Annotated in this window: 26 protein-coding genes; 13 read left to right on the forward strand and 13 right to left on the reverse strand. The window is 63.6% G+C overall.

Going from position 1 to position 26629, the window contains the following annotated elements; genetic code table 11:
* Positions 1-123: 123 nt before the first annotated feature.
* On the reverse strand, positions 124-1536 hold the full coding sequence (locus tag HAV21_RS14645; protein WP_166842285.1) for an aldehyde dehydrogenase family protein: 1413 nt from the start codon (positions 1534-1536) through the stop codon (positions 124-126).
* 161 nt (positions 1537-1697) lie between these two features.
* Between HAV21_RS14645 and HAV21_RS14650 the strand changes: the two genes are divergently transcribed.
* Positions 1698-2339, forward strand: a complete 642-nt coding sequence (locus HAV21_RS14650; RefSeq protein WP_166842222.1) for a LysE family translocator — start codon at positions 1698-1700, stop codon at positions 2337-2339.
* Here the strand turns inward: HAV21_RS14650 and HAV21_RS14655 are convergent, their stop codons facing one another.
* Positions 2340-2930, reverse strand: coding sequence for a TetR/AcrR family transcriptional regulator (locus HAV21_RS14655; RefSeq protein ID WP_166842223.1), 591 nt, complete (start codon positions 2928-2930; stop codon positions 2340-2342).
* 122 nt (positions 2931-3052) lie between these two features.
* Here HAV21_RS14655 and HAV21_RS14660 point away from each other — a divergent pair, with 122 nt between their 5' ends.
* The 3 genes from HAV21_RS14660 to HAV21_RS14670 all read left to right on the forward strand — a co-directional run bounded on the left by HAV21_RS14660 (position 3053) and on the right by HAV21_RS14670 (position 6709).
* Positions 3053-5035, forward strand: a complete 1983-nt coding sequence (locus HAV21_RS14660; RefSeq protein WP_166842224.1) for a primary-amine oxidase — start codon at positions 3053-3055, stop codon at positions 5033-5035.
* A gap of 19 nt (positions 5036-5054) precedes the next feature.
* Positions 5055-5486: a hypothetical protein gene (locus tag HAV21_RS14665; RefSeq protein WP_166842225.1), complete on the forward strand. Its 432-nt coding sequence runs from the start codon at positions 5055-5057 to the stop codon at positions 5484-5486.
* A 185-nt stretch (positions 5487-5671) separates the two neighbouring features.
* Entirely contained in the window at positions 5672-6709 is a 1038-nt protein-coding gene (locus HAV21_RS14670) for a zinc-dependent alcohol dehydrogenase family protein (RefSeq protein WP_166842226.1), read from the forward strand.
* Between the two features lie 70 nt (positions 6710-6779).
* On the opposite strand, the gene HAV21_RS14675 is transcribed toward HAV21_RS14670, so the two are convergent.
* The 3 genes from HAV21_RS14675 to HAV21_RS14685 form a co-directional block, all read right to left on the reverse strand.
* Positions 6780-8015 (reverse strand): pyridoxal phosphate-dependent aminotransferase, encoded by a 1236-nt coding sequence (locus tag HAV21_RS14675; protein WP_166842227.1) that lies wholly within the window; start codon positions 8013-8015, stop codon positions 6780-6782.
* A gap of 48 nt (positions 8016-8063) precedes the next feature.
* The gene (locus HAV21_RS14680; RefSeq protein WP_166842228.1) at positions 8064-8723 is read right to left on the reverse strand and encodes a hypothetical protein; all 660 of its coding nucleotides are present in this window, start codon (positions 8721-8723) and stop codon (positions 8064-8066) included.
* 147 nt (positions 8724-8870) lie between these two features.
* A complete protein-coding gene (locus HAV21_RS14685; protein ID WP_166842229.1) occupies positions 8871-10466 on the reverse strand; it encodes an alkaline phosphatase D family protein in 1596 nt (531 codons plus the stop codon).
* Between the two features lie 122 nt (positions 10467-10588).
* On the opposite strand from HAV21_RS14685, the gene HAV21_RS14690 reads away from it, so the two are divergent.
* Complete coding sequence (locus HAV21_RS14690; RefSeq protein WP_243753303.1) at positions 10589-10999, forward strand: hypothetical protein; 411 nt, start codon at positions 10589-10591, stop codon at positions 10997-10999.
* Here the strand turns inward: HAV21_RS14690 and HAV21_RS14695 are convergent.
* Positions 10981-13404 carry an HAD-IC family P-type ATPase gene (locus tag HAV21_RS14695; RefSeq protein ID WP_208096891.1) on the reverse strand — a complete coding sequence of 808 codons (2424 nt, stop codon included), beginning with the start codon at positions 13402-13404 and terminating at the stop codon, positions 10981-10983. The genes HAV21_RS14690 and HAV21_RS14695 overlap by 19 nt on opposite strands.
* A 345-nt stretch (positions 13405-13749) precedes the next feature.
* On the opposite strand from HAV21_RS14695, the gene HAV21_RS14705 reads away from it, so the two are divergent.
* Positions 13750-14358, forward strand: coding sequence for a dihydrofolate reductase family protein (locus HAV21_RS14705; protein ID WP_166842230.1), 609 nt, complete (start codon positions 13750-13752; stop codon positions 14356-14358).
* A 94-nt stretch (positions 14359-14452) separates the two neighbouring features.
* Here HAV21_RS14705 and HAV21_RS14710 read toward each other — a convergent pair whose 3' ends face one another.
* Genes HAV21_RS14710 through HAV21_RS14730 form a run of 5 tightly spaced genes read right to left on the reverse strand, consistent with a single transcriptional unit; the run spans position 14453 to position 18502 of the window.
* Positions 14453-15439 carry a HAMP domain-containing sensor histidine kinase gene (locus HAV21_RS14710; RefSeq protein ID WP_166842231.1) on the reverse strand — a complete coding sequence of 329 codons (987 nt, stop codon included), beginning with the start codon at positions 15437-15439 and terminating at the stop codon, positions 14453-14455.
* The gene (locus HAV21_RS14715) at positions 15432-16106 is read right to left on the reverse strand and encodes a response regulator transcription factor (RefSeq protein ID WP_166842232.1); all 675 of its coding nucleotides are present in this window, start codon (positions 16104-16106) and stop codon (positions 15432-15434) included. Before HAV21_RS14715 ends, HAV21_RS14710 begins: the two co-directional genes overlap by 8 nt.
* Positions 16107-16110: 4 nt before the next feature.
* Positions 16111-16779, reverse strand: coding sequence for a VTT domain-containing protein (locus tag HAV21_RS14720; protein ID WP_166842233.1), 669 nt, complete (start codon positions 16777-16779; stop codon positions 16111-16113).
* Positions 16780-16789: 10 nt separating this feature from the next.
* On the reverse strand, positions 16790-17509 hold the full coding sequence (locus HAV21_RS14725) for a phosphatase PAP2 family protein (protein WP_243753304.1): 720 nt from the start codon (positions 17507-17509) through the stop codon (positions 16790-16792).
* Between the two features lie 60 nt (positions 17510-17569).
* Positions 17570-18502 (reverse strand): NAD-dependent epimerase/dehydratase family protein, encoded by a 933-nt coding sequence (locus tag HAV21_RS14730; RefSeq protein ID WP_166842234.1) that lies wholly within the window; start codon positions 18500-18502, stop codon positions 17570-17572.
* A gap of 140 nt (positions 18503-18642) precedes the next feature.
* Between HAV21_RS14730 and HAV21_RS14735 the strand changes: the two genes are divergently transcribed.
* Genes HAV21_RS14735 through HAV21_RS14745 form a run of 3 tightly spaced genes read left to right on the forward strand, consistent with a single transcriptional unit; the run spans position 18643 to position 21060 of the window.
* Entirely contained in the window at positions 18643-19371 is a 729-nt protein-coding gene (locus HAV21_RS14735; protein WP_166842235.1) for a TetR/AcrR family transcriptional regulator, read from the forward strand.
* Between the two features lie 17 nt (positions 19372-19388).
* Positions 19389-20180 (forward strand): oxygenase MpaB family protein, encoded by a 792-nt coding sequence (locus HAV21_RS14740; RefSeq protein ID WP_166842236.1) that lies wholly within the window; start codon positions 19389-19391, stop codon positions 20178-20180.
* Entirely contained in the window at positions 20173-21060 is an 888-nt protein-coding gene (locus HAV21_RS14745; protein WP_166842237.1) for a DUF817 domain-containing protein, read from the forward strand. Before HAV21_RS14740 ends, HAV21_RS14745 begins: the two co-directional genes overlap by 8 nt.
* Here the strand turns inward: HAV21_RS14745 and HAV21_RS14750 are convergent.
* Entirely contained in the window at positions 21035-21592 is a 558-nt protein-coding gene (locus HAV21_RS14750) for a hypothetical protein (protein WP_166842238.1), read from the reverse strand. The two genes, HAV21_RS14745 and HAV21_RS14750, sit on opposite strands and share 26 nt — an antisense overlap.
* Positions 21593-21844: 252 nt before the next feature.
* On the opposite strand from HAV21_RS14750, the gene dnaK reads away from it, so the two are divergent.
* From dnaK to HAV21_RS14770, 4 genes are all read left to right on the forward strand, one after another.
* Entirely contained in the window at positions 21845-23707 is a 1863-nt protein-coding gene (gene dnaK, locus HAV21_RS14755; protein WP_142937825.1) for a molecular chaperone DnaK, read from the forward strand.
* Between the two features lie 2 nt (positions 23708-23709).
* Entirely contained in the window at positions 23710-24369 is a 660-nt protein-coding gene (locus HAV21_RS14760; protein WP_142937826.1) for a nucleotide exchange factor GrpE, read from the forward strand.
* 188 nt (positions 24370-24557) lie between these two features.
* Positions 24558-25538 (forward strand): DnaJ C-terminal domain-containing protein, encoded by a 981-nt coding sequence (locus tag HAV21_RS14765; RefSeq protein ID WP_166842239.1) that lies wholly within the window; start codon positions 24558-24560, stop codon positions 25536-25538.
* A gap of 10 nt (positions 25539-25548) precedes the next feature.
* Positions 25549-25971 carry a helix-turn-helix transcriptional regulator gene (locus HAV21_RS14770; RefSeq protein ID WP_166842240.1) on the forward strand — a complete coding sequence of 141 codons (423 nt, stop codon included), beginning with the start codon at positions 25549-25551 and terminating at the stop codon, positions 25969-25971.
* Here the strand turns inward: HAV21_RS14770 and HAV21_RS14775 are convergent.
* On the reverse strand, positions 25895-26482 hold the full coding sequence (locus tag HAV21_RS14775) for a hypothetical protein (protein WP_166842138.1): 588 nt from the start codon (positions 26480-26482) through the stop codon (positions 25895-25897). The genes HAV21_RS14770 and HAV21_RS14775 overlap by 77 nt on opposite strands.
* Between the last annotated feature and the right edge of the window lie 147 nt (positions 26483-26629).

The following is a 26629-nucleotide window of genomic DNA, read 5'->3' on the forward strand; positions in this document are numbered from 1 at the left end:
AGCGCCCGGCCTCCCAACCGCGTCCACCCTGTGACTGGACACCCTAAGACCCAATCTATGTAGCAGCAGAGTGCGTTTTGGGTGCTCAAAACGCGCTCTGCTGCGACTCAGTTGGGTGGAAGGTTAGCCGTTGATGACCTGCGGGACGCCCAGGGCCTTGAGGCCTTCGGCGCCGAACTCCAGGCCGTAGCCGGACTGCTTGGCACCGCCGAACGGGACGCGGGGGTCCACGGCGCCGTGCTTGTTGATCCACACGGTGCCGGCCTGGATTCGTGAAGCCACTTCCCGTGCGGCACCCAAGTCGGAGGACCAGACTGAGGCGCCCAAGCCGACGTCGAGCGCGTTCGCTTTGGCGACTGCCTCGTCAACGGTGCTGTATTTGATGATCGGCAGGGCGGGTCCGAATTGTTCCTCGGCCACCAGCGGGTTGTCGTTGTCGATGTCGGCCACCAGGGTGGTGGGGTAGAAGTTGCCGGGTGCGTCGGCGTCGGGGTTTCCGCCCACCAGGATACGCGCGCCGGAGTCACGGGCGGCCTCCACCAGCCGGGCGACGATGTCGAATTGCTGCCGGTTTTGCAGCGGGCCAAGGACGTTGTTCTCATCGAGCCCAACACCCATGGGCATCGCAGCAGCAACAGCGGTGAGCTCGTTGCAGACGGCCTCGTACTGGGATTCGTGGACGTACAGGCGCTTAAGGGAGGCGCATGTCTGGCCTGTGTTGATGAACGCACCCCAGAACAGGCCTTCGGCGATGGCTTTGGGGTCCGAGTCCGGCAGGACGATGCCGGCGTCGTTGCCACCAAGTTCCAGTGTGAGCCGCTTGACGGTGTCAGCGGACGAGCGGATGATCGCCTTGCCTGTGGCGGTGGAGCCGGTGAACATGACCTTGCCAATGGCATCGTGCGAGGCCAGCGCTTCGCCGACATCGCGCCCGCCAGAGACAACGGACAGCAGGCCTTCGGGCAGCTCTTCGTTGATGATCGAAGCCAGTGCCAGCACGGACAAGGGAGTGTATTCCGAGGGCTTGACCACTACGGCGTTGCCCATGCGCAGGGCCGGGGCGATCTGCCAGACGGTGATCATCATGGGCCAGTTCCACGGGCCGATGGCACCTACGACGCCGATGGGCCGGTAGTGCAGTTCGGCGCGGGTTTCGCCGTCGTCCACTACGGTTTCGGGGTCCAACGGGGTGGCGGCCGTGGCGCGGAGCCACGCTGCGCAGGCGCCGACTTCGAAGCGCGCGTTCGGGCCGTTCAGCGGCTTGCCTTGCTCGCGGGAGAGGAGCTGGGCAAGTTCTTCGGCGGAACGTTCGACGGCGTCGGCGGCTTTCATGAGCGCGGCGGACCGGGCGTCGTGGCCCAGAGCAGCCCACGCGGGTTGGGCAGCGGCGGCCGCGGTGATGGCGGATTCGAGGTCCTCGACAGTGTGAACCGGTGCTTCGCCGACGGCCTCGCCCGTCGCCGGGTCAAAAATGGTGCGGCTGTTCTGGCCGGGGGCCGGGGTGATCGAGGCCAGCAGGGCGTCGTAAGTCTCCATTGGTACTCCGCTCATGTAGTAATTCTTGGCGGCCAGTGAGGCACGCGGCGATGTTTCCAGTGTGGTGGGAGCCACGTGCGTAAACCTTGTCTATGCACGAACAGCCCTTGACCGGAAGCGAACGCTTTCCGAAGCGGGGTCTGTGCCTGATAATCGAGCTTGTGACTCTTGCTTCCCTCGCTGCCTTTGCCGGCCTATGCCTCGTCCTTTCCGTGACGCCAGGGCCGGACACATTCCTTGTCCTGCGCATCGCGTTGAACCGTCCCAGTGCGGGCATTGCTGCGGCGGCAGGGTCTGCGGTTGGCGCCATAGCCTGGGCTGCATTGGTGGGAGTGGGCCTAGCCGCCATCCTTGAGCAATCCGCGGAACTGTTCCGCTGGGTCAAGATCGCGGGCGGCTTGTACTTGCTGTATTTGGGCGTTTCGTCATTCATCAAATCCCGCAAGGCAGCCAAAGCCGGCGCCGACGGAACAAGCGCGGACGCGCCCCTCCCTTACAGTCGGCTTTCGGCCATGGGGGCGGGGGCGCTGTCTACGCTGCTCAACCCGAAGGTGGGCCTGTTCTACTTGGCTGTGGTCCCGCAGTTCATCCCGCACGGTGGCGACACCATGGGAACCTCCCTCATCCTGGGTGTAGTGGTGGCTGTCATCGCCTTCGCCTATCTGTCGATGATCGCCGTCGTCGCGTTCAAGGCGATGAGGTGGCTCAAGCGTCCCAAGGTGAGTACCGTCGTCGAGCGTGTCAGTAGCGGTGTGATCGCCGGGCTGGGTGTTGGAGTCGTGGCTTCCGGCGCGACCAGCTAGCTACGCCGCGAGTAGCGCCAGATAGTCATCCAACTGCCCCGCAAGATCCTGCGAAAAATGTTCAGCCGGGGACAATGCCACCACGATCTGTGCGCCGAGCATCATGTTGAGCAGGTGGTCGGCGACGGCGGCGTCCCCGATAGGGGTGCTGATCTCACCGGCCGCCCGGGCTGCTGCGCAATGAGCCGTGATGGTGGCGTGCCACTGGCTCATGGAATCGCTGTGGAGTGCTGCCATGTCAGCGTCGTTCAGCGCCTTCTGCCAGAACGGAATCACGATGCGGGCTTCGTTGACGCGTTCTTCATCCAGCGGCAGGACTTCGGCGCAGAACGCGCGGAGGGCCGCCACTCCTGAGAGTCCATCCGTCATGGTGGCGATGCGCTGGTTGGTGCGGTTGAAGACGTGCGCGAACGCCGACGTCAGCAGGAGGTCCTTGGTGGGGAAGTAGGGCTTGAGGGCGCCGTTGGCGAAGCCTGCTTCCTCAGCGATTTCGCGCATGGTTGCACCTTCCATGCCCAGCCTCGCGATGATCCGCCAAGTCGCGTCCACTAGTTCGAGGCGTCGTTGATCGTGGTCAACAATCTTTGGCACTGGGCGGGCTCCCGAAAAAATAAAGGCTGGACAGGTCTTGTGACCCATCTTACGTTTTGGTTATTCTCTACACCTATAGAAAATAAATCCTGACCGTTCCAGGTCCCGGACAAGAGGCAGCCATGACGCTTACATCATCTGAGACAGCAACAGACGCCGTCGCCATTGTGGAAACGCAGTACGCCCTGGCAACGGGCGCCGAGATCTCTGAGGTCCAGGGAATCCTGCAGGCCGCCGGACACCTAGGCGCCGAGAAGCGCATCGCCTATCTGGGACTGGTGGACCCGGCCCGAGGCCAGTCAGAGCAGGACCGCCGTTTCCGCGTCTTCCTCCACGACATCTCCGGAGGCGCCCCCACTGACGTCCTCGTCTCCGTGACCCGCGGCGAGATCCTCTCCTCCATAGAGCTCGACACCAAGGTCTCCGGCGAACTCCCTGTCCTGGAGGAGGAATTCGAAGTGGTGGAGACACTCCTCGCCACCGATGAGCGGTGGCTCGCCGCCCTCGATGCCCGGGACCTGGACGTCACCAAAGTCCGTGTTGCTCCGCTGTCCGCCGGCGTCTTTGAATATGAAGATGAAAGGGGCCGGCGCATCCTCCGCGGGCTCGCGTTCGTGCAGGACTTCCCGGAGGACAGCGCTTGGGCGCACCCCGTGGATGGACTCGTAGCCTACGTGGACGTGGTCAACAAGGAAGTCACCCAGGTGATCGACCTTGGCGTCATGCCGATCCCTGCAGAGCACGGAAACTACACGGATCCTGAACTGACTGGACCGCTCCGCGAAACCCAGAAACCCATCAGCATCACCCAGCCGGAGGGCCCCAGTTTCACCGTCACAGGTGGCAACCACGTCGAATGGGAAAAGTGGAGCGTGGACGTCGGCTTCGATGTCCGCGAAGGAGTTGTCCTCCACAACCTGGCTTTCCAGGACGGGGACCGCAAAAGGCAGATCATCAACCGCGCCTCCATCGCCGAGATGGTGGTTCCCTACGGCGATCCTTCGCCCATCAGGTCCTGGCAGAACTACTTCGACACCGGCGAGTACCTGGTGGGCCAGTACGCCAACTCTTTGGAACTGGGCTGCGACTGCCTGGGCGACATCACCTACCTCAGCCCTGTCATCAGCGACGCCTTCGGCAACCCCCGCGAAATCCGCAACGGCATCTGCATGCACGAGGAAGACTGGGGCATCCTCTCCAAGCACTCAGACCTGTGGACCGGCATCAATTACACCCGCCGCAACCGCCGCCTGGTGATCTCCTTCTTCACCACTATCGGCAACTACGACTACGGCTTCTACTGGTACCTCTACTTGGACGGCACCATCGAATTCGAAGCCAAGGCCACCGGCGTCGTCTTCACCAGCGCGTTCCCGGAAGGCGGCTCGGACAACATCTCCCAACTCGCCCCGGGCCTCGGTGCCCCCTTCCACCAGCACCTCTTCAGCGCGCGCCTGGACATGGCCATTGACGGCTTCACCAACCGCGTGGAAGAAGAAGACGTAGTCCGCCAGGCCATGGGCGCAGGCAACGAGCGCGGCAACGCGTTCTCCCGCAAGCGCACACTCCTGACCAAAGAATCCGAAGGCGTCCGGGAAGCCGACGCCCGTGCAGGCCGCACCTGGATCATCTCCAACCCGGAATCAAAAAACCGTCTGGGTGAGCCGGTCGGCTACAAACTCCATGCCCAGAACCAGCCCACGCTGCTGGCCGATCCCGGTTCGTCCATCGCCAAGCGCGCAGCGTTCGCCACCAAGGACGTGTGGGTCACCCGCTACGCCGACGAGGAACGCTACCCCACGGGCGACTTCGTGAATCAACACTCCGGCGGCGCCGGCTTGCCGGCTTACATTGCCCAGGACCGCGACATCGACGGTCAGGACATCGTCCTCTGGCACACCTTCGGCCTCACGCATTTCCCGCGCGTCGAGGACTGGCCCATCATGCCCGTGGATACCGTCGGCTTCAAACTCCGGCCGGAAGGCTTCTTTGACCGCAGCCCGGTTCTGGACGTGCCGGCCAGCGCCTCGGGTTCGAGCTGCCACAGCACAGGCGCGGCAGCCGAATCAGAAGATCACAGCCAGCCCGCCGGGCACTGCCACTAGAACCGCTCCGGGACACACAATGACCACGACGGCGGGACGGGTCCGGTCAGCCGGGCCCGTCCTGCACCCCCGGATCTGCGCAGCGCTCACGGCAGTCTCGTGCCTGGTGCACCTCTGGCTCGCAGCCTCGGGACACCACGACGTCTGGCTGGGCATCCTCATGATCGCGTTGGCCGCCGTCTGCGTCCCCTGCACGGTCCACATATGGCGCCACAGCCGGGTGGGCGCACTCCATCAAGTGACCATCTCCGCATTGGCAATGGTGGGACTCCATGCCGTCCTGCTGCTTGGAGCGGGAGGTGCCGGACACATCCATGGCGGCAGGCCGACGTCGAACGCTGTTGATACCTCCGGCGCGGCCGGATTGTTGCTGGTGATCGGGCTGGAAATCACGACGGCGTTACTCGCCGCCACGCTGGTGGCGCGCCTGAGGCGTCGGGTGGCAGGCTGACCCACACCTGCCGCCGAAGTGGCCCATCTTTGCTGGAGCAAAGCCCGGTTTTCGGGGTCGAGGACCATGCCGGAGAACCAAAGAAGGGCCAAAGGGGCCAGGTCTTGTTGCTGCGGCCGATGTTGATGCGGGGCATGGTGGGCGCCGAAAGTGTGACAGCGGTGGCCAATTGTTAGAGTCGGTCAGTGCGCGCAGTAGTTTTTGATGAGGTCCGGACCCAGCCCGACGTGAGGGAAGTCGCCAAACCCCAGGCTCCCGCGGGAGGTGTGGTGGTGAGAGTGTTGGCAACAGGCATGTGCCGCAGCGACTGGCATGCCTGGGCCGGCCACGATGACATCGCCATGCCCCATGTGCCTGGCCATGAGCTCGCCGGTGTGATCGACGCCGTCGGCGAAGGCGTTCAGCGCTGGAAGGTGGGCGACCGCGTCACCGTCCCTTTCGTCTGCGGGTGCGGAACCTGCGAATGGTGCCTGGCCGGCGAGGCGCAGGTGTGCCCGGACCAACAGCAGCCCGGCTTCACCCACTGGGGATCGTTCGCCGAGTTTGTGGCCCTGCACGCTGCGGACAGCAACTTGGTTGCCATTCCTGACGGTGTTGAGTTCACGACGGCGGCAAGCCTCGGCTGCCGCTTCGCCACGGCATACCGTGCGCTGGCAGCCCGTGCCCAGGTGAAGGCCGGCGAGTGGGTGACCGTGGTGGGCGCCGGCGGCGTAGGGCTGAGCGCTGTGATGATCGCTAAGGCCATGGGAGCAAAGGTCATTGCCGTGGACCGGAACCCCCAGGCCCTGGCTGTTGCCGAGCGATTGGGTGCCGACCATACTGTGCTCGCTGATGGTGCGGACATCCCGGCCGCAGTCAACGCCCTCTCCGGCGGAGGCAGCCACGTGGCGGTGGACGCCGTCGGAAGTGAACAGACCTGTGCCGACGCGATCTTGAGCCTTCGCAGGCGGGGCCGGCACGTCCAGATCGGTTTGCTGCCGTCAGTCGACGGTAACCCGCAAGTACCCATGGCGCGGGTGATCGGCTGGGAGTTGGACCTCTTGGGCAGTCACGGTATGGCCGCCGTGGACTATCCGGGCATGATGGCGCTCATTGAACAGGGCGCGCTCCAGCCACAGCTGCTGATCGAACGCACCATTGGCTTGGAAGACGCCGCTGCACTGTTGCCCGGGTTCGACCAAGCCAACCCCGCTGGCATGACCATGATTGACCCTGCCCTCTAACTGCTCGCGGGCACCCAACTAAGTAGCAGCAGAGCGCGTTTTGAGCGCTCAAAACGCGCACGAATGCGACCTACTTGGGTGAGTCCGCGGGGCGGTTCCGGTACGCGGCGAGGAAATGGTCGATCCGGCGCACCGCTTCCTCAATGTCCTCCGTAGCCGGCAGGATCACAAACCTGAAATGGTCCGGCGTGGGCCAATTGAAGGCCGTTCCGTGCGAGACCAGGATTTTCTGTTCCTGCAGGAGCTGGAGGACGAACTTCTCATCCGAGGCAATGGGATAGATCTCCGGGTCAAGGCGCGGGAACAGATACATGGCACCCGCTGCGGGAACGCAACTGACGCCCGGGATCGCGGTGAGGAGCTTCCACGCCAGGTCCCGCTGGTCGCGGAGCCTTCCGCCAGGACGGATGAGCGCTTCGATGCTTTGGTACCCACCCAGGCAGGTCTGGATTGCGTGCTGGGCCGGAACGTTGGCACACAACCGCAACGAGGCCAGCAGTTCCAAGGACTCCCGGTAAGCAGCGGTTGCCGTTCGGGGGCCGGTAACAGCAACCCAACCTGCCCGGTATCCGGGCATGCGATACGCCTTGGACAACCCGCTGAAGGTCAAGACGCAGACGTCCTCCGCAACCGAGGCCGTGTGAATATGGGGGGCATCGACGTAGCGGATCTTCTCGTAAATCTCATCCGAGAACAGAACGAGGTCATGCTTACGGGCCAGGTCCGCGAACTGTTCCAGAATGTGCCGGGGGTAGACGGCGCCGGTGGGGTTGTTCGGGTTGATGATCACAATGCCCTTGGTGCGCGGGGTGATCTTGGCTTCGACATCGGCCATGTCCGGCCACCAGTTCTCCTCCTCATCGCACAAATAGTGCACCGGGTTTCCGCCAGTCAGGGTCACCGCTGCGGTCCACAGAGGGTAATCGGGCGCCGGGATGAGGATTTCGTCGCCGTTCTCCATGAACGCCTGCAGGGTCATGGAGATGAGCTCGCTGACGCCGTTGCCAACAAAGACATCTTCGACGCCGATCGTCATCAGTCCGCGCGTCTGGTAGTACTGCGAGATGGCGGTGCGGGCGGAGAAAATGCCCTTGGAGTCGCTGTAACCCTGTGCGCCGCGAAGGTGATGGATCATATCCACCACAACAGACTCCGGTGCCTCCAGTCCAAACGGTGCCGTGTCACCCAGATTCATTTTGAGAATGCGGTGCCCCTCGGCCTCCATGGCCTTGGCCGCTTGGAGGATGGGCCCACGGAGTTCGTAGCGGACATTCTGAAGTTTGCTGGAGTGCTGCATCGGACGCATGGTTGATCTTTTCATGGCAGCGGCCCGGGTGAGCAAACTGTTCGGGAATCAGACCCAGCGTAAGACCACGGGAAGGCGCCGGGTGCTTGCCGAAACTTCCCGTTCAGTGCCGTCCACAGCAACAGCGAAGTGCTGAATATCGTCCGCTGAAGCCAGGACCTCAAAGTGCCCGGTCGCGTCACTGACGGCGGCAGTAGCCGATGAATGCGCGTGGATGTAGGCGTCGGAGATGCCCTTGTTGTGGCCATCCACCAGTCGTCCCCGGATGCGGCGTCCGGCAGCCGCGTTGCCCACTGCCGCCTGTGCGGGCGGATCCGACGGTTCCTCGAAGCGGAGGGATACAGGGATGCAGACCAGAAAACCCAGCCCTTGCCCGATTGCGCCGTCATACTCCGCAGGCCGGAACTCGCCGTTGGACACCACTGAGTACTGGCCATGGAGTTCCACAGCCAGAAGCAGTTGCTCCATGTTGTCCAACTGCTCAGGGCCGTGGCATTCAACGGCCACCTTCAGCTCCAGATCCAGTGCCGGGCCGTCGCGGCGTGACCGCCCAACCCTGTTGAGGGTTACGGCGCGTACGGTGACCGGAGCGTCGGGTGGCGGAACGACGGCGGTGGGGGACCCGTCGTCGAACCTTACGTGTTGAGGGGCGACGGCGTTGGAAAGTACCCCCAGGAGGTCGGACAGCGACGATTGCACATGGCCCACGGAAGAACCCCAGCCGGACGGAGATCCACTAATTCAACTGGAACAAGGCTACTCCCGGAGATGCCCGTAGCGCACGGCGCATGCCCGGGTTTTTGTACAGATAATGCCCCTAAAGCCGCCGCAGGAGGGCATTATCTGTACAAAAATTCAGGAGAGGCCGGGGACGCGATCGTTGATGGTAAATGACTTCTTGGTGCTGACCGGGCCGCCCGGCGTGGTGACATAGTCCAGTACACGGAAGTCCGCGGTCATGGCGTCCTTGGTGATGCGCGTGTTCACGTAGCCGCGGTTGTCGTTGTAGAACTTCAGGTGCGGGTTCCAGGCCATGGTGGGGTCGGTGGTGGATCCTGTGCCGTCACCCGTGGAGGTAATGGACGAGCACACCAGTTCTGTTCCCACCACCGCTGCCGCAGGGTCTTTGTAGTCCACTTTGAGGTTGGTGGCCCAGTGGCGGTGAACGTCGCCGGTGAGTACGACGGCGTTGCGCACCTTGGCGTCCAACCAGCCTTGGGTGATCCTGCGGCGGGAAGCGGCATAGCCGTCCCAGCCGTCCATGGAGACGTCGTCGATGTTCGGCGCCTTGTCGCGGTCCCGTTCGGCGAAGAAGACCTGCTGGCCCAGGATGTCCCAGCGTTGCGTGGAGTTCTTGAATCCGTCCAGCAGCCACTTTTCCTGCTCAGCGCCGGTGATGGTGCGGTTTTCATCCAGGCGCTCGGCGACGTTCTTCTTCCAGCCGTCCCCGGCGAGCTGGTCGTCCCGGTACTGGCGGGTGTCCATCATGTGGAAGTTGGCCAGCTGGCCCCACTGGATGGTGCGGTAGATCTTCATGTCGTATCCAGCCGGAACCGATGACGCGCGCAGCGGCATGTTTTCGTAGTACGCCTGGAAGGCTGCGGAGCGGCGCTGCCGGAAGTGCTCCGTGGTGTCGTTGAGCTGGCCGGGGTCGCTGTTCTCGGGGATCTCGTCCGCCCAGTTGTTGTCCACCTCGTGGTCATCCCACACCACCAGCCAAGGCGCGATTGCGTGCGCAGCCTGCAGATCGGCATCGGCCTTGTATTGGGCGTGCCGCTGGCGGTAACCCGCCAGACTGACTGTCTCCGGGCCCTCATGATCACGGGGGTTGCCGCCGCCGATCACGTAGCTGTCCTTTTTGTACTCGTAGAGGTAGTCGCCGAGGTGCAGCACCAGGTCCGGATGGTCTTCGGCCAGCCGCTTGTACGCGGTGAAGTAGCCGTGCTCGTACTGTGCGCAGCTGGCGAATGCCATGGCCAGCGCAGCAGGGGTCTCGCCGGGTGCGGGGCTTGTCAGGGTGCGGCCAACTTCACTCAGGTGCCGTCCTGTCCGGAAGCGGTAGAAGTACTCCCGGCCGGGTCGGAGACCTTTGAGTTCTACGTGCACCGAGTGGGCGGTTTCGATTCTGGCATGTTCGACGCCGCGGGCTACTACCCGGCGCATCGCCGGATCTTCTGCGACTTCCCAGGCGACGGCGACGTTGCGGGAGGGCATGCCGCCCAAGCCATCTTTAGCCACGGGGTTCACTGCCAGCCGGGTCCAGATCACAAAGCCGTCGGGCCACGGTTCGCCTGATGCGATGCCAAGTGTGAACGGATGGGTGCGGAGACCGGCGTCGTCCGCTGTTGAAACCGCTACGGCGGGACTGGCGACGGCGGTGCCAGGCAGGGCGGCGACGAGTCCGGCCCCGAGGCCGGCGGTGATGAGGGATCGGCGGGAGATGTTTTCCATACGACCGAGCCTAGGAAGCCCGGGTTGACTGGATTCAAGGGAGACGTGAATGAGTGGTTAATTGTGTGACAAAAAGTGTAACTCCGGGTTGGGGTGGAGGAGGGCTCGTCTATGCTCAGTTCATGACTACGGGGGAGAGCCGTCAGCGGCCCGGAGTGGTGACGTTCTCAGTGGTGCTGATGTACATCGGCGGCATCGCGCAAATCGTCTTGGGAATCCTGACAATTTTCCTGCGCTACACCCCGGAAGCCCAATCCGGCGGCATTGCTTTGCCCATCACGCTGCTGGGTGCAGGCATGATCCTGTTCGGCTTGTTGGTGATCGGGCTGGCGTCCGGAGTTGCGCGGGGAAGCGAAGCAGCCCGTCGCGGCGCCACAGCAGTCATGCTGCTCGGACTGGCTTTTGCCGTGCTGGACCTCATCATTGCCGCGGACGGAGATTGGTCCGCTGTGATCTCACAATCCACCGCAACGGTGGCTGTGCTGGTGCCGCTGTGGGCAGGCCGGGGACGCCGCTACTTCGAGACGCGCTGATGTAGTGCTTCCTGGGCATCCCGGTAGGCAACACGGCGGTGAACGAAGCGGACAACCTCGATCAGTGCGATGCAGGCAACGGATGTTCCCAGGATCAGTACTGCCGTGGGCAGCGTCGGATCCGTGAATTGCAGGAAGTCACGGGCAATCGGCACCGAATACACGAGTACCAGCCCGATCATCATGGCGCCGATGACCATGCCCTTGAAACGGGTGACGGGACGCGAGAGCACCACCAGAATCCAGATGCCGATGATCGCCAGGATGAGTGTGGACCCGGTCCGGATCTCCCCTTCCGGAATTTGCATGTTCGCGGCAAGCCGGGCGTAGGAGGCCAGCCCCAAAGTTACGGAGACTCCCGCAGGGACGGCGAAAGTGAGTGAGCGCCGCAGGAAACCGGGAACGTAGCGCTGAGCATTGGGCAGCAGCGCCAGGAAGAAGGCAGGAATGCCGATGGTCAGGCCGTCAGTCACGCTCAGCTGACGCGGAAGGAACGGGAACGGTAGCAGCAGGATTCCGAACGCGATGGCAAGGAAGGTGGCGTACGCGGTTTTAGTCAGGAACAGCATGGAGACGCGCTCAATGTTGGCAATGACCTGACGGCCCTCGGCAACCACGCTGGGCAGGTGCGAGAACTTGCCGTCAAGGAGCACCAGCCGGGCCACCGCTTTGGTGGCGGCGGCACCGGAATTCATGGCCACACCGATGTCGGCTTCCTTGATGGCCAAGGCATCGTTGACGCCGTCGCCGGTCATGGCAACCGTGCGGCCCGCACCCTTCAGCGCAACGACGATCCTTTTCTTCTGGTCTGGAGTCACCCGGCCAAAGACCACGTTGTTGTTGATGACTTCCAGCAAATCGTGGTCGTCGTCGGGCAATTCGCGGGCATCAAAGCCGTGAGGTGCATCCAGCCCCACTTCCCGGGCGATCGCGGCCACCGTTTGTGGGTTGTCACCGGAAATGATCCGGACATCTACATCTTGTGCTGCGAAATACGTGAGTGTCTCCGCAGCGTCGGGACGGATATTCTCCTTGAACGTCAGGAGGACCACTGGGACAGCATCTGGCGGAACAGTCTCGTCGTCGGTGGGTGTGCCGTGGGCAAGGACCAGCGTGCGCCGGCCGGTTGTGGCGAGTTCTGCGGCTTGGGTGGCAAGTTGCCGCTTCACGGGATCGCTGGAGTCGCGGTCCGGGAACACCATTTCCGGGCCGCCCAGGATCCACATCCCGTCCTCGAAAATCACCGCGCTCCATTTGCGGGCGGACGAGAAGGGCACCCGGTCAAGTGGGAGGCTAGCTGGCTCGTTGAAGTGGCCGGCGAGGCTGCGGGCCGTTGCGTTCGCATCTTTCTGCACGCCATACCAGGACAGCACCGACTCCCAACCAGGACGGGCGGTGAGCGGGTGCGCGTCGTCGAAAACGATGTCGCCCTGGGTGAGTGTCCCGGTCTTGTCGAGGCAAATGATATCCACCCGGGCAAGTCCTTCCACCGCGGGCAGCTCCTGCACCAGCACCTGCTGGCGGGCCAGCTTTACCGCCCCCACAGCGAAGGTGATGCTGGTCATCAGCACCAGCCCCAGGGGGACCATGGCGACGACGGCGGCAATAGTCGCCGTCGCTGCGTCCCGCCACGCTCCACTTGCCGAGGCCTCTGCCCACCCGCCCTGGGCAATCATCTGTGCGTTCAGAACCAATAACGCCACGGGACCGACGAACCAGGTGACCCATTTCAGGACGCGGTCGATCGAGGAACGGAGCTCCGACGCTACAAGGGAGAATCGTTTGGCTTCCGCGGCGAGCGAGTTGGCGAAGGAATCTGCGCCCACCCGATCCACCACCGCTGAGCCTTCACCGGCGACCACCACAGAGCCGGACAACACGCGATCCCCGATTTCCTTCTCCACCGCATCGGATTCGCCTGTCAGCATGGATTCGTCCACTTGGAGTCCGCGTGATCCAGACACCAAACCGTCCGCCGGCACCTGGTCCCCGGCCCTCAGGACAAGGGTGTCGTCCAGTACGACATCGTCCAAGGAGATCTCTGCCTCTGATCCATCACGCATTACCCGGGCATGCGGGGCGTTCAGCAAGGCCAGTCGGTCCAAAGCCCGCTTGGCCCGGTACTCCTGGACGCTGCCGATGACGGCGTTGGCGATGGCGCTGAAACCGAAGAGGGCATCCTGCCAGCGGCCGATCGCGAACAGGACAATGAAGCAGGCCAGGATGATGCCGTTGAACAGGGTGAGCACGTTGGCGCGGACGATGCTCCAGACGCTGCGGCTGGTGTCTTGGACGAACGCGTTGGTTTGCCCCGCGGCCACCCTCTCGGCGACCTCGGCAGTGCTCAGGCCCTGCGTCGATGACACCGTCTGCCGGACGGCGGCCCCTTGAAGATCCTTCTCCATGCCAATCACACCTCCGTTGGCCGCCACGGGGTGAGCCGGGGCCACCATCCCGGGACATTTTGCCGGTAATCCAAGTACTGCCCACCTTATGTCCTGGTGAGGGTTGGTTCCTCGTAGCCCTTCACGAAGGCGACCTCCGCGGCGAAGACGATCGTCCCGATCCACGCACGTGCTGGCGAGGTTGCCTGGGCCATGCGCGCCACAATAGTCCCATTGCTCCGTGTGCGCGAGGGTTGGTGGCCGGTCGGCGGACCCTGATTCCGAACGCCCTCCCGCTTGCCGCCCGGCGGGACTAGGATGGCCCGCATCCAAGGGCAGCTCGGACTTTCACCGAAGGAACACACTATGGGCACTCTTTCTGTTGACCTTTTCCTCACCCTCGACGGCGTCTACCAAGCACCGGGTGGACCCGACGAGGACACTTCCGACGGCTTCACGTTCGGCGGCTGGCAGGCGGCGTATTCAGACGAAGAAGCCGGTGCCGCGATCGTCGCCGGGATTGACCGCATGGACGCGCTCCTCCTGGGACGCAGGACCTACGACATCTTCGCGGGCTACTGGCCAAAGCAAAGCGACCACATTGGCGACACCTTGAACGCACTGCCCAAGTTCGTCGTATCGCGGACCCTGACCGAACCCAGGTGGGAGGAAACGACGGCCCTGACGGATGTGAAGGAGGTGGCTGCGGTGAAGGAGCGGTTCAATGACGTCCACGTCATAGGCAGCGGCGTCCTGGCACGCTCGCTCCTCGAAGCCGACCTTGTGGACCGGCTCAACCTGTACCTGTACCCACTGACGTTCGGAACGGGTAAGCGGTTGTTCCCGGACGGTGCAGGCGTGCCCGCAGCCTTCCGATTGGCCCAGCCACCCCAGGCATTCCCCAATGGCGCCATCCTGCTCGCCTACGACCGCGCCGGCGACCCCGTTACGGGCATTGATATCAGCCAGTCGTAGCCGGTCATCTTCCAACAGAAGCGTTCGACGGCGGGTGCGCACCCGCCGTCGAACGCTTCTGTTTTCTGGTTCTTACGGTGGGCGCCCGCCACCGTCAATTCCCCGCCAGGGGCAGCGTAATCCGCATGCAGGTGCCTTCCGGGCCGGTGTATGCGACGTCCGCGGAGCCGCCCGCGGCGACGGCTATATCGCGGACCAGGGACAGTCCGATCCCGAAGCTACGCTGCTGTTGGCCGGGATGGGGGTCGGGTGTCCTGGCGAAACGGTCGAAGATCCGGTCCTGGTCGATACCTGTAATACCGTGGCCGGTATCAGTGACAGTGATGACCGCCTGGTTAGCGGCCACGGTGCTGGCAACCGTGATGAGGCCGCCCGCTGGCGTGTGGACGAGTGCGTTCTCGGCCAAACCGAGGATGGCGCGGTGAAGTCGCTGCGGGGTGATCATGGCCCGGGGGTGCCCAGTGCTCGAACAGTGCAGGGTGATGCCCCGGTCCGCGGCCAATTGCTGGAGGCTGTCCACGACCTCCTGTGTGATGTCGGGGATATTCGTTGCCGTGGCGGCGGGTTCTTGGAGCGTGCCGGTAGCGGATTCGAGGAGTTCGTTGACTATTCCGGTGAGGGCGGCTGTGTCGTCCCGGATCCGTGTCAGTTGCCGGCCGACGGGCGATTCCGGAGCGGTGCTGCGTTGTGCCACTTGGATGCGGGCATCAAGGATGGCCAAGGGCGTCCGCATTTCATGGCTGGCGTCCTGGATGAAACGTCGTTGCAGGATCAGGGCTTCGCCGAGGGGGCGGATGGCACTGCGCGCGCTGAGCCAGCCAACACCGCCCGCCAGCAGGATGCCCGCTGCCCCGGCGATGACCATGGCTTTGATCAGGTCTTTGGTGTCGAGATAGGCATAGACGGCCCCAGGTTCGGTTGGTTCCGGATTGCCGGCCTGGCTCAGCAGGTACATGGTGGCCGCGGTCAGGAGGCATAGGACCAGCAGGGCGCAGACTGCACTGATTCGTAGCGCGATCTTCAAGGAGGCCTTGCGAAGGATTGCCTGATCCTGGGCCGGGGCCATGGACTGATCAGTCATGGGCTTCGCCTATCTGGTAACCCACACCGTGGACGGTCCGGATGACCGATCGGGCGACTTTTCGGCGAAGGTGGTGAACATGGGTGTCGATGACTCCGGGCAGGTCACCTTGGCTATCGGTGGCGACAATCAGCTCCTCCCTGGTGAACACCCGGTCCGGCTCGGCAGCAAGAACCGACAGCAACTCCGATTCGGTCGCGGTCAACGAGGCAAGGAACCCGTGAATGGAGCGCATGGATCTGGTGGTGGAGTCCAGTTCCCAGTCGCCGATGACGGTGATCCGGGGTGCCTGGTGGTAGCTGCGGGTCAAAGCCCTCAGGCGTGCCCCCAATTCCATGGCGTCGAAGGGCTTGGTCATGTAGTCGTTCGCGCCGGCGTCGAGCCCCCGAACCTTCTCGTCCACAGAACCAATGGCGGTGAGGATGAGGATTGGGGTGGCGATCCCCTTGGAACGTAGCGCGGCGATCAGCGCGATGCCATCCAGGCCCGGAAGCCCCCGGTCAATCACCATCGCATCCCACGTTCCCACCAGGGCCTGGCTCAAGCCTTCATGGCCGTCGACGGCGATGTGCACCTGATAGTCGGGCTCAAGGAGCTCCGCGATCAGTGGCCCCAGGGCAGGATCGTCTTCCACCAGCAGGACGGACAGCTTGGAGTCAGTGGTCACGGATCTATTCTTGCGCGGAGGAGGACTCCGCCGCGCGGCTACGCCTGCGTTTGAGGTATTCGATACCCCACGGCAGCACGGAGGCCAGCACCATCACCACGGCTATGACGTCGATGTTCTTTGCGATGATCTCGAAATGGCCCAACCAGGAGCCAAGGAGCGTAACGGAGCTCGCCCAAAGGATCGCCCCAGTGATGTTCCAGAGGGCAAAGGACTTGTAGTGATACCGGGCGATGCCGGCACTGAGGGGCGCGAAGGTGCGCACCACCGGCACGAAACGGGCGAGGATCAGCGCGGGCCCGCCCCGGCGTCGGAAGAAGTCTTCGGCCTTTGCCAGATGGGACGTTTTCAGGACCCTGGCGTCGTCGGAGAACCATCGGCGTCCGAAGCGGCGCCCCAGCAGATAGCCCACCTGATCACCCGCGATGGCGGCCACAGTCACCACTGTTATCAGCACAGGAAGTGTCAGGTTCAGTTGCTGGTGAAGGAGCCCGGCAGTGAAGAGCAAGGAGTCACCGGGCAGGAAGGGGAACAGAACACCTGATTCAATGAAGATCATCAGGGCCACCACCCCGAGGGTCGCGGGTCCCAATCCCTGCAGAAGGCTGGCCGGGTCCAGGAGGGGGAGGAGCTCGGTAGGGTTCAGTGCAGGCACCAAGGCAAGGGCTTCCATAGAGTCTCTTTCATTTGGGAGAGCGTGGGGACGTGGCCCGGGAATGAATCGCGGCCATGACAGCTGGTGCAAAGCGGTTCCAGGTTCCGGCCATGATCAGGACCGCCGCGATCGTTGCCGGGAACGAGGCAACAACGTCCAACGGATAATGGGCGCCGATGTACACCCGGGACCAAGCGACCACCACGGCCATGACCGTCCCTGCCCAGAGGACCGGTTTCGCCCACCGTGTTTCACGAACCAGAAGGAACGTCGCCAGTGTGAGCGCGACGGCCAAGGACGTGTGGCCGCTGGGGAAGCTGTTGGACACGGGCTCCGGCACCAGGGGATCGAACAGCAAGGCAGGATCCGGCCTGATCCGGCCGGTAACCACCTTGAACAATTGGCACGTCAGCCATCCACACGCCACCGTAAGGGAAAAGAGCGCTGCATTCTGCGGAGAACGTCGGATCAGTGCCAGATACAAACTGACAGCGATCACGATCAGCGTTCCCGCCACCGGACCGAAAAGCGCGTTCAACACCAGGGCCAGCCCGGTCAGCACGGGTGTGTGATGGCGGCTGAAGTCATCGTCCACCGCCAGTTCAGCCAAGGTCAGGCCAGGGACCACCTGAATCGCCCACCCCGTCAAGACAACGGCGGCCGCAAGTACCAGCCCGATGATCAGCCAGTGCTTGGGTGCGGGCAGGGGGTTGAAGCGCACGGGATGCGGCGCGGAATGCGGAAACATGGAACCCCTCGACAGGACGACTCGTTTCTTGGATTCTCCGCCGCGGGTTTTAAGAACTCGTTAAGAACTGCGCTGGTCCGCCCCGCGCCACCACGCCATGGTCGCGGCAGCGGCCTCCGGCAGGGGAGTCGGGTCCAGGTCCAGTATCCGCTGGCTTTCGGAGGAATCCATCACGAATGGGCGCTCAAACTGGTACAGCAACTCAGCCAATTCGCGCATATCGGTCGAGACCAGTCCGGCGGCCCGCAGCACCCAGCCGGGAACAGCGCTCACCTTTGGTTCCGTCAGACCAGCCGCTTGGGCATGTGCTACTGCGATGTCCCGCTGGGTCACGGCCGCGCCGGTGGGTGCATGCAGCACGCTGTTCCAGAGTGCGGGCTTCCCTGCGGCGGCGATCATGGCCGCAGCAAGATCCGGCACATAGGTGAAGGAATGCGGCTGGCTGGCGCTGCCAATGAACTGCAGCCGTTTGCCCGCCAGTATTGGCGTGACCATGCGCTCGCCGGCATGTGCCATCTTCACGCGCGGTCCAAAGAAATCGCCGGCCACTACGCTCACGGTGTTGGCCGCATGCGCCCGCCGCGCCTTCAACAGCGCCGTTCGGATGCCACGTTTTCCGCCCGCAGCTTCGCGGGGGCTCGATTCGGTCATGATGCGTGCGGGCTCACTGTACGAGTACAGGCTTTCGGGAAATACGACGACGGCGCCCGCGGCTGCGGCTGCGTCCATCACCGCTTGTTCGGCCCGGGGGAGTTCCGCGGCCCAAGCTGCAGCGCTGTACGCCGATCCGTGGATGCAGTGGAAGATGGCCGCTGATCCCGCGACGGCTTCCTTGAGCTGTTCAGGATCGGATGCATCTACGCGCATCTTCTCCACCAGTGGGTGGTCCGGGCCGCTGCCCGAGCGCGTCAGTACGCGTACCGGGTGCCCCAGCCCTGCGAGTTGTTCGGCGATGGTGTGGCCCACCGGTCCTGCTCCTGTGACGACGTACATGATGGTCCTCTTTCTTTGTGTAGGTGAGGTGCAAAGCAAGAGCAGTGCTCTCTGAATCCAGAATGACTGTCCTTTGGCGTGAAGTCAAGAGCACTGCTCTTGTTTGTTGACGCCGCTCTCCTTTGTGGCAAGCTATGGGCATGACTTCAGCTGCAACCAAGGCCAAGCCGACTACTCCCAGGGAGCGGGCACGTGCACAAACCATCGCCGACATCATCCGGCTGGGCCGTCAGCATCTGGCCCTCCACGGCGCGGCAGCCCTGTCCCTTCGCGCGGTAGCCAGGGACCTCGGCGTCGTGTCCTCGGCCGTGTATCGCTACGTGGAGAGCCGCGACGAGCTCCTCACCCTCCTGCTCATCGACGCGTACAACGAGCTGGGCGACCATGTGGAGGCAGCCGTGGAGGCCGTTCCCGACAACGACTTCGCCGGGCAATTCCGGGCGCTTGGCACTGCCGTCCGGTCGTGGGCGCTCCGAGAGCCCGCCCGCTACGCCCTGCTTTTCGGCAGCCCCGTCCCTGGGTATCAGGCACCGGGGGAGCGCACCACCGTTCCGGGAACACGCGTCATCGTCCGTCTCGTCGGGATCTTTGATGCCGCCTACCGGGCAGGTGCCCTGGCCACTGAGGTGACTCCCGCCGTCGTGATTCCCCCGGCGTTGGCCGAAGACCTGTCGGCCATTCGCGCCGAAATGAATCTCGCGGCACCAGACGCGTCGTTAGCGCGTGGTGTTCTGGTGTGGACGTCGGTGTTCGGGGCCATCAGCTTCGAGGTTTTTGGGCAGTACGGGCCGGAGACTTTCAAGGCCCGCGACGAGCTTTTTGAGCATCAGCTGGGCGTGCTTCAGGGCGTCGTGGGGCTCCAAGGCTAGGGCGCTACAGTATTCAGATGGTTCGTGGACTGGCTGACATTGGTGCGGAGGGTGTCCTCCTGGCCGGGGCGGGCCGCGCAATTCTCCTGCAGATCGCCGACCCCAAAGTGGGCCACGGCGTGGCCGAGCACAGCAATTTCGCGGAGCGCCCCATGGATCGGCTCCGCGCCACCATGACCTACGTGTATGCGGTGGTTTACGGCTCGGAGGAACAGCTGAAGGCCGTTCGCCGCGCCGTCAACCGAGCCCATGCCCCGGTCCGCCGCGGACCCGATGGTGCTTCACACGGCTACAGCGCTTTCGACGCCGACTCCCAACTCTGGGTGGTCGCCACCCTCTACGACACCGCCGTCACCGTCTATCAGCAGGTCCATGGAATGCTCGACGACGATACCGCCGACCGTATCTACCGCGAGTATGCGCGGATCGGGACAGCCCTGCAGCTTCCGGCGGATAAATGGCCGGCTGACCGGGCAGCCTTTGCAAGGTACTGGGAATCCCAGGTGCGCGGACTTCGCCCGGATGACAAGGCGCTCAAGGTAGCCAGGGACCTTCTCTACCCGGCTGGAGGACCGCGGCTGTTGCGTCTGGCCATGCCGTTGGCGCGGTTCCTCACGGCCGGCCTGTTGCCGGATCACGTGCGTGAGGGATTCGGCTTCACCTGGGGCGAAAGCCAGGCGCGGCGCTTCGAGCGGACCATGCGGATGGTGGGTCGCGTGTATCCGCGCTTGCCCCAGCGGATCCGGCACTGGCCCCGCGACCATTATTTGGGCCAGCTTGTGGTGGATTCCGCGGTGCCACATGCGTAACTCCACGTCGGTGGAAGAGTCTATCGACGCCCTTGCGCACCGCTACCTTGACCGCACTCGCGGTGGCCGTGTGCGGGCCGGGCTGACTGAGTTTGTGGTGTTCGGGCTGAAGCAGGCGTGGGCGTGTGTGTTCGGGGCGGCTTTGCTCGCGGTGATCATCGCTGCCCGGCTTTGGTACCCGGACAACGCGGCGCTTGCCCGCAACGATTTCCTGACCCTTGCCGCCGTCGTTATCCAAGTTCTGATGATCTCTTTCAGGCTGGAGACGTTGCGGGAATTGCGGGTCATTCTGCTATTCCATGTGGTGGGGACGGTGATGGAGCTGTTCAAGACGGACGTCGGATCCTGGGCGTACGAGGCCGAGGGCTTCCTCCGGATCGGGGCCGTTCCACTGTTCAGCGGCTTCATGTATGCCGCCGTGGGGTCCTATATGGTGCGGGTGTTCCGGCTGTTCGACCTCCGCTTCGACCGGTACCCACGCCGTTGGATCACCGCCCTGGTTGCGGCTGCGATCTACATCAACTTCTTCTCGCACCACTACATCTTTGACGCGCGCTGGGTGCTGCTGGCCGCCGTCGTGCTTGTCTACGGACGGTGCGTGATGCACTTCCGGGTGTTCCGGCGTCGCTTCCGTATGCCCATCCTGGTCTCGTTCCTGCTGGTGGCGCTGTTCATTTGGTTCGCGGAGAACATTGGCACGTGGTCCCGCGCGTGGCTGTATCCGAACCAGCTTGAGGGCTGGCAGGCGGTCTCCATTGACAAGCTCCTGGCATGGTTCCTGCTGATGATTATCTCCGTGGTGCTGGTGGCATGGGTGTACAAGCCGGAACCGCTTGACGCTCCTGCTGAGGTGGCTAGGCTTCGCCGCGTATCGCCTTGAGTGTCGCGCGCCGGGCCTGAAGCAAGGGTTCGACGTCGGACACCCGGCTCAGGCGGACGGCTTCCGGTGGGGTGGGGTTGCGTTGGGCGTTGATCACTATGCCGAAGCCGCCGAATGTCCCGGCGGCGAGCCACGATTTCGCTCCGCGCCAGAGCGTGAAATGTACGGGCCTGCCTGCCACAGTGATGGTGAGCCGCTCGTTGACGAGGGCGTTGAAGGCGGCGTCCTGTCGTTGTAGCTCTTCAAGGTTGTGCGGTATTCCGGCCGAGGCGCGCCAACGGTTTCTGGCAACGTCGTGTGGATCCTGGTTTGTAGTGATCACTTCCACCAGCGGGCCCGTTGGTGAAAAGGCGTTGCCGTGCGCCACCCCGGCCTCGCTGCCATCGAGTTGCCAGGATCCCAGCATGACGGGCACGTCCCAGCCCTCTAGGCAGAACAGCGGGAGAAGGTGCACGCCGTCGCGGACCTCTTGATCCAACCGGTCGTTCATCTCCCAGAACTCGTCCGGAGGCACGTATCCAGTGATCTCCATCGGGCCAGTTTGCCAGTTCACCGTGGGCGAAACCAGCTCTGCAGCCCCGTAATTCCGGTGGTTTTCTGTTCCCGAGATCCAAAGTTGAGCGTACGTCACTCAACTTTGGATTGACATCTTTCCGAGGCTGAGTACAGTTGAGTGCAGAACGCTCAACTAGCCGATTGTTGAGCAGGCTTCCGGCACGTAGACCGCCCAGCGGACCGCTGTCAGGTGCAATCTCCAACATCGGCCATTGAAAGGAAACAAGATATGTCACGTGCAGTAGGTATCGACCTCGGAACCACCAACTCCGTGGTCTCTGTTCTCGAAGGTGGCGAGCCCACCGTTATCGCCAACGCAGAAGGCGGCCGCACCACGCCGTCCGTCGTTGCGTTCTCCAAGTCCGGCGAAGTCCTGGTCGGCGAAATCGCCAAGCGCCAGGCCGTCAACAACATCGACCGCACCATCGCTTCCGTCAAGCGCCACATGGGCACCGACTGGAACGTCGCCGTCGATGACAAGAAGTACACGCCGCAGGAAATCTCCGCGCGTATCCTCATGAAGCTCAAGAACGACGCCGAGAGCTACCTGGGTGAAAAGGTCACCGACGCTGTGATCACCGTTCCGGCCTACTTCAACGACGCCGAGCGCCAGTCCACCAAGGAAGCCGGCGAAATCGCAGGCCTCAACGTCCTCCGTATTGTCAACGAGCCCACCGCTGCTGCACTGGCCTACGGCCTGGACAAGGGCAAGGAAGACGAACTCATCCTGGTCTTCGACCTCGGTGGCGGAACCTTCGACGTCTCCCTCCTCGAGGTTGGCAAGGACGAAGACAACTTCTCCACCATCCAGGTCCGCGCAACCGCCGGTGACAACCGCCTCGGTGGCGACGACTGGGACAACCGCGTTGTCGAGTGGCTCCTGAGCCAGCTCAAGGTCAAGGGCATCGACCTCTCCAAGGACAAGATCGCCCTCCAGCGTTTGCGTGAAGCTGCAGAGCAGGCCAAGAAGGAACTGTCCTCCTCCACCAGCACCAACATCTCCCTCCAGTACCTGTCCGTCACCCCCGACGGCCCGGTCCACCTGGACGAGCAGCTGACCCGTGCCAAGTTCCAGGACCTCACCAAGGACCTGCTGGACCGCACCAAGAAGCCGTTCCAGGACGTCATCGCTGAAGCCGGCATCAAGGTTTCCGACATCGACCACATCGTGCTCGTCGGTGGCTCCACCCGTATGCCTGCCGTCTCCGAGCTCGTCAAGGAACTCGCCGGCGGCAAGGAGCCCAACAAGGGCGTCAACCCGGACGAAGTCGTGGCCGTTGGTGCCGCACTCCAGGCCGGTGTCCTGAAGGGCGAGCGCAAGGACGTCCTCCTCATCGACGTCACCCCGCTGTCCCTCGGCATCGAAACCAAGGGTGGCGTCATGACGCACCTCATCGAGCGCAACACCGCTATCCCCACCAAGCGTTCGGAGACCTTCACCACCGCTGACGACAACCAGCCGTCCGTGGCCATCCAGGTCTTCCAGGGCGAACGTGAATTCACCCGCGACAACAAGCCGCTGGGCACGTTCGAACTGACCGGCATCGCCCCGGCACCTCGTGGCGTTCCGCAGGTTGAGGTCACCTTCGACATCGACGCCAACGGCATCGTCCACGTGTCCGCCAAGGACAAGGGCACGGGCAAGGAACAGTCCATGACCATCACCGGTGGCACGGCACTGTCCAAGGACGACATCGACCGCATGGTCCGTGAAGCCGAAGAGCACGCTGCAGAGGACAAGGCACGCCGCGAAGCTACGGACACCCGTAACTCCGCAGAGCAGCTTGCTTACTCAGTGGACAAGCTGATCGCCGACAACGACGACAAGCTTCCCGAGGAAGTCAAGACCGAGGTCAAGGCCGACGTCGACGCCCTCAAGTCCGCGTTGGAAGGCACCGACGACGCCGCCGTGAAGACTGCGTTCGAGAAGCTCCAGGCCTCACAGACCAAGCTCGGCGAAGCCATCTACTCCCAGGCCTCCGCAGCTGACGCTCCGGGTGCCGGTGCAGAAGGCGCTCCTGCCGGTGACAAGGCTGCCGACGAGGATATCGTCGACGCCGAAATCATCGACGAAGACGAAGCGAAGAAGTAGCCATGCCTCACCACGGCAACGAAGCAGAGCACTCAGAAAGCGGCGAGCCGCGCAAGCCCGTTATCCGGGACAACCGCAAGGTTGACCCGGAGACCGGGGCAGCCCGTCACCCCGATAGCGAAGCTGCGGCTCCCACCGAAGGCAACGCCGCTCCTACAGACGGCGACGCCCTCTCCCAGGCTGAGGAAATCCTCAACGGGGTAGAGGTGCCGGCCGAGGAATCGGTAGCCTCCGGTGCCGCGGCTGAAGCCCAGGCAGCGGAGCTCCGCAACGACCTCCTCCGCCTCCAGGCTGAGTACGTCAACTACCGCAAGCGCGTCGAACGCGACCGCGCCGTAGCAGGAGAGATGGCCGTCATCGGCGTCCTGAACTCACTGCTCCCGGTGCTGGACGACGTCGACGCCGCCCGCCAGCACGGTGACCTCGAAGACGGCCCCTTCGCCGCCATCGCCACCAAACTGGAGAACGCGCTGAAGACGTACGGGCTGGAACGCATCGCGGATACCGGAGTCGAATTCGACCCCACCATCCACGAGGCACTCATCCAGCAGCCCGGCGAAGACATCGAGGTTGACACGGTCAGCCAGGTGCTGCGCTCCGGATACCGCTCAGGTGAGCGGGTCCTGCGTGCAGCCCAAGTGATCGTCGCGGTTCCCGCTTAGTCCCACCGCGAAGCGAGACAAGGGGCCCCGCCCCTACGCGTGGCGGCTTTAGTCCTACGGACTTAGCCGCCACGCTCCGGTAGGCCCGAAGCCACTCCCGGGCCCCTTGTCTCGCTCCGCTCCGGCGGTCGGCTCGCCTAAGGTGGGTGGACGCAGGTGCTTGTTTATTGATTTGAAAGGAAACGCTCTTGGCCAGCCAGGACTGGGTTGAAAAGGATTTTTACGCGATCCTTGGTATTGCCAAGGATGCGTCCGATGCGGATATTAAGAAGGCCTACCGCAAGCTAGCGCGGGAGCATCACCCTGATACGAACTCTGGGGATGCTGCTGCGGAGAAGAAGTTCAAGGACATCTCCGAGGCGTACTCGGTGTTGTCCAATCCTGAGGACCGTCAGCAGTACGATGCCATCCGTGCCATGGGCGGTGCCCGGTTTGCCCCGGGTGCTGGCGCCGGGCGTGGTGGTGCCGGAGCTAACGGTGGGTTTGAGGACCTGTTCGGCGGCCTGTTTGGCGGTGGGCCTGGTGCCCGTCAGCCTGCGGGCGGTGGCATCCCTCCGGAGTTCGCTGACCTGTTTGGTGGTGGGTTTGGAGGCGCCGGCCCCACCGGGTTCCAACGGGCTCCGCAGAAGGGCGCGGACCGGACGGCTACAACGTCCATCTCCTTTGCCGGATCCATCAAGGGCACCACGGTGAGCCTGCGTGAGAGCAACGGCAACGTGATCGACGTCAAGATCCCCGCCGGCATCAAGGACGGGCAGAAGGTCCGCCAGCGTGGCAAGGGCAACGCTGGCCCTGCCGGCAACGGCGACCTCATCATCACGGTGAGCGTCAAGCCTCACGACTTTTTCCACCGCGACGGCGACAACATCCGCATCCACGTGCCCGTCACGTTTGCGGAGGCGGCGCTCGGCGCCACCATTGAAGTTCCAACGCTCGACGGCGACACCGTCAAGGTGCGCGTTCCGGCCGGGACTCCGTCGGGCCGTACCCTCCGGGTGAAAGGTCGTGGCGTGAAGACGTCCAAGTCCACCGGCGACCTGCTGGTGACAATCGACGTCGCGGTCCCGCAGAACCTCAACAAAGAAGCAGAGGAAGCCGTGAAGGCTTTCGCGGCGGCCACCACTGATGCCAACCCGCGCAGCGACTTGGCCGCGAAGGCCCGGTTGTAAGGAGGCGGTCATGGCAATCGACGTCAACCAGCCGATCTTTGTCATCTCCGTGGCTGCGGAGCTTGCCGATATGCATCCGCAGACGTTGCGCCAGTACGACCGTTTGGGCATCGTTTCGCCCAGCCGCGCTCCCGGCAAGTCCCGCCGCTATTCGCAGAACGACGTCAATAAACTGCGGGAGGTCCAGCGCCTCTCGCAGTCCGGCGTCTCGCTCGAGGGCATCAAACGCATCCTCGACCTCGAAAACCAGGTTGCTGCCTTGCAGTACCGGGTTACTGAGCTGACCGAGGAGTTGTCGCGCCGCCGCTCACCCGTGGATGCGCGGATCTTCGCGGCAGGTGCCGCGGGCGACGTCGTTAGCTTGGCCCGCGGGCAGCGTCCACGAGCGCGGTCGCAGGCCGTAGTGGTGTGGCGGCCGCGGTCGGGGGACTAGCTCGGGCTACGCCCGGCTGCGGTCCCAACTGACCACTACCCGGGCAGCGCCGGCTTCGGTCCCAACTGACCACTACCCGGGCAGCGCCGGCTTCGGTCCGCTCTACGTCCACCACGATCTGCGACTCTTTGGCTCCCATGTCCCGGATCTGCTGCTTGTAATCCTCAAGGTGCTCCTGCAGGGACTCCTCGGTCCATTCGCCCGGGCGCATCCTGGTGGAGATTTCCACGGGCTCCTCCCTGACCAGAATCTCCTCCGGTTGACGCCGCGGTGTCTTGGCCGGCTCAGATTCGCTGGACGGTACCAGCATGCGGAAGCCGAAAACTCCGCCAGCTATGCCAGCGACGAGGCCCGCGGCAATAAGCCAAATGGCCTTTCGAGGTCCGCGGCGCCCAGGAACCGCTTCAGTGATGCTCTGTGCTTTTCTAGCGCTTCGTCGTGCCATGGGGAGTTCAACTTTCCAGTCGGCGGTGGGGGTTCCATGCTGGTGGTGCGTCTGAATCCTGCCCATCCATCGTAAGCATGCTTAGAACCTTTGGTAAGTCGATACCTGGACCTGCCGCCGGTGATGAAGGGGGACCGCCATATGGCTAGAACACCTCAACGGGAAGATAATGAAGGCATAGCACGGCAAGCAGCGCTCGTGCGGGTGTTCTGA

It is taken from the genome of Paenarthrobacter sp. MSM-2-10-13, from assembly GCF_011605365.1.
Taxonomy (GTDB): domain Bacteria; phylum Actinomycetota; class Actinomycetes; order Actinomycetales; family Micrococcaceae; genus Arthrobacter.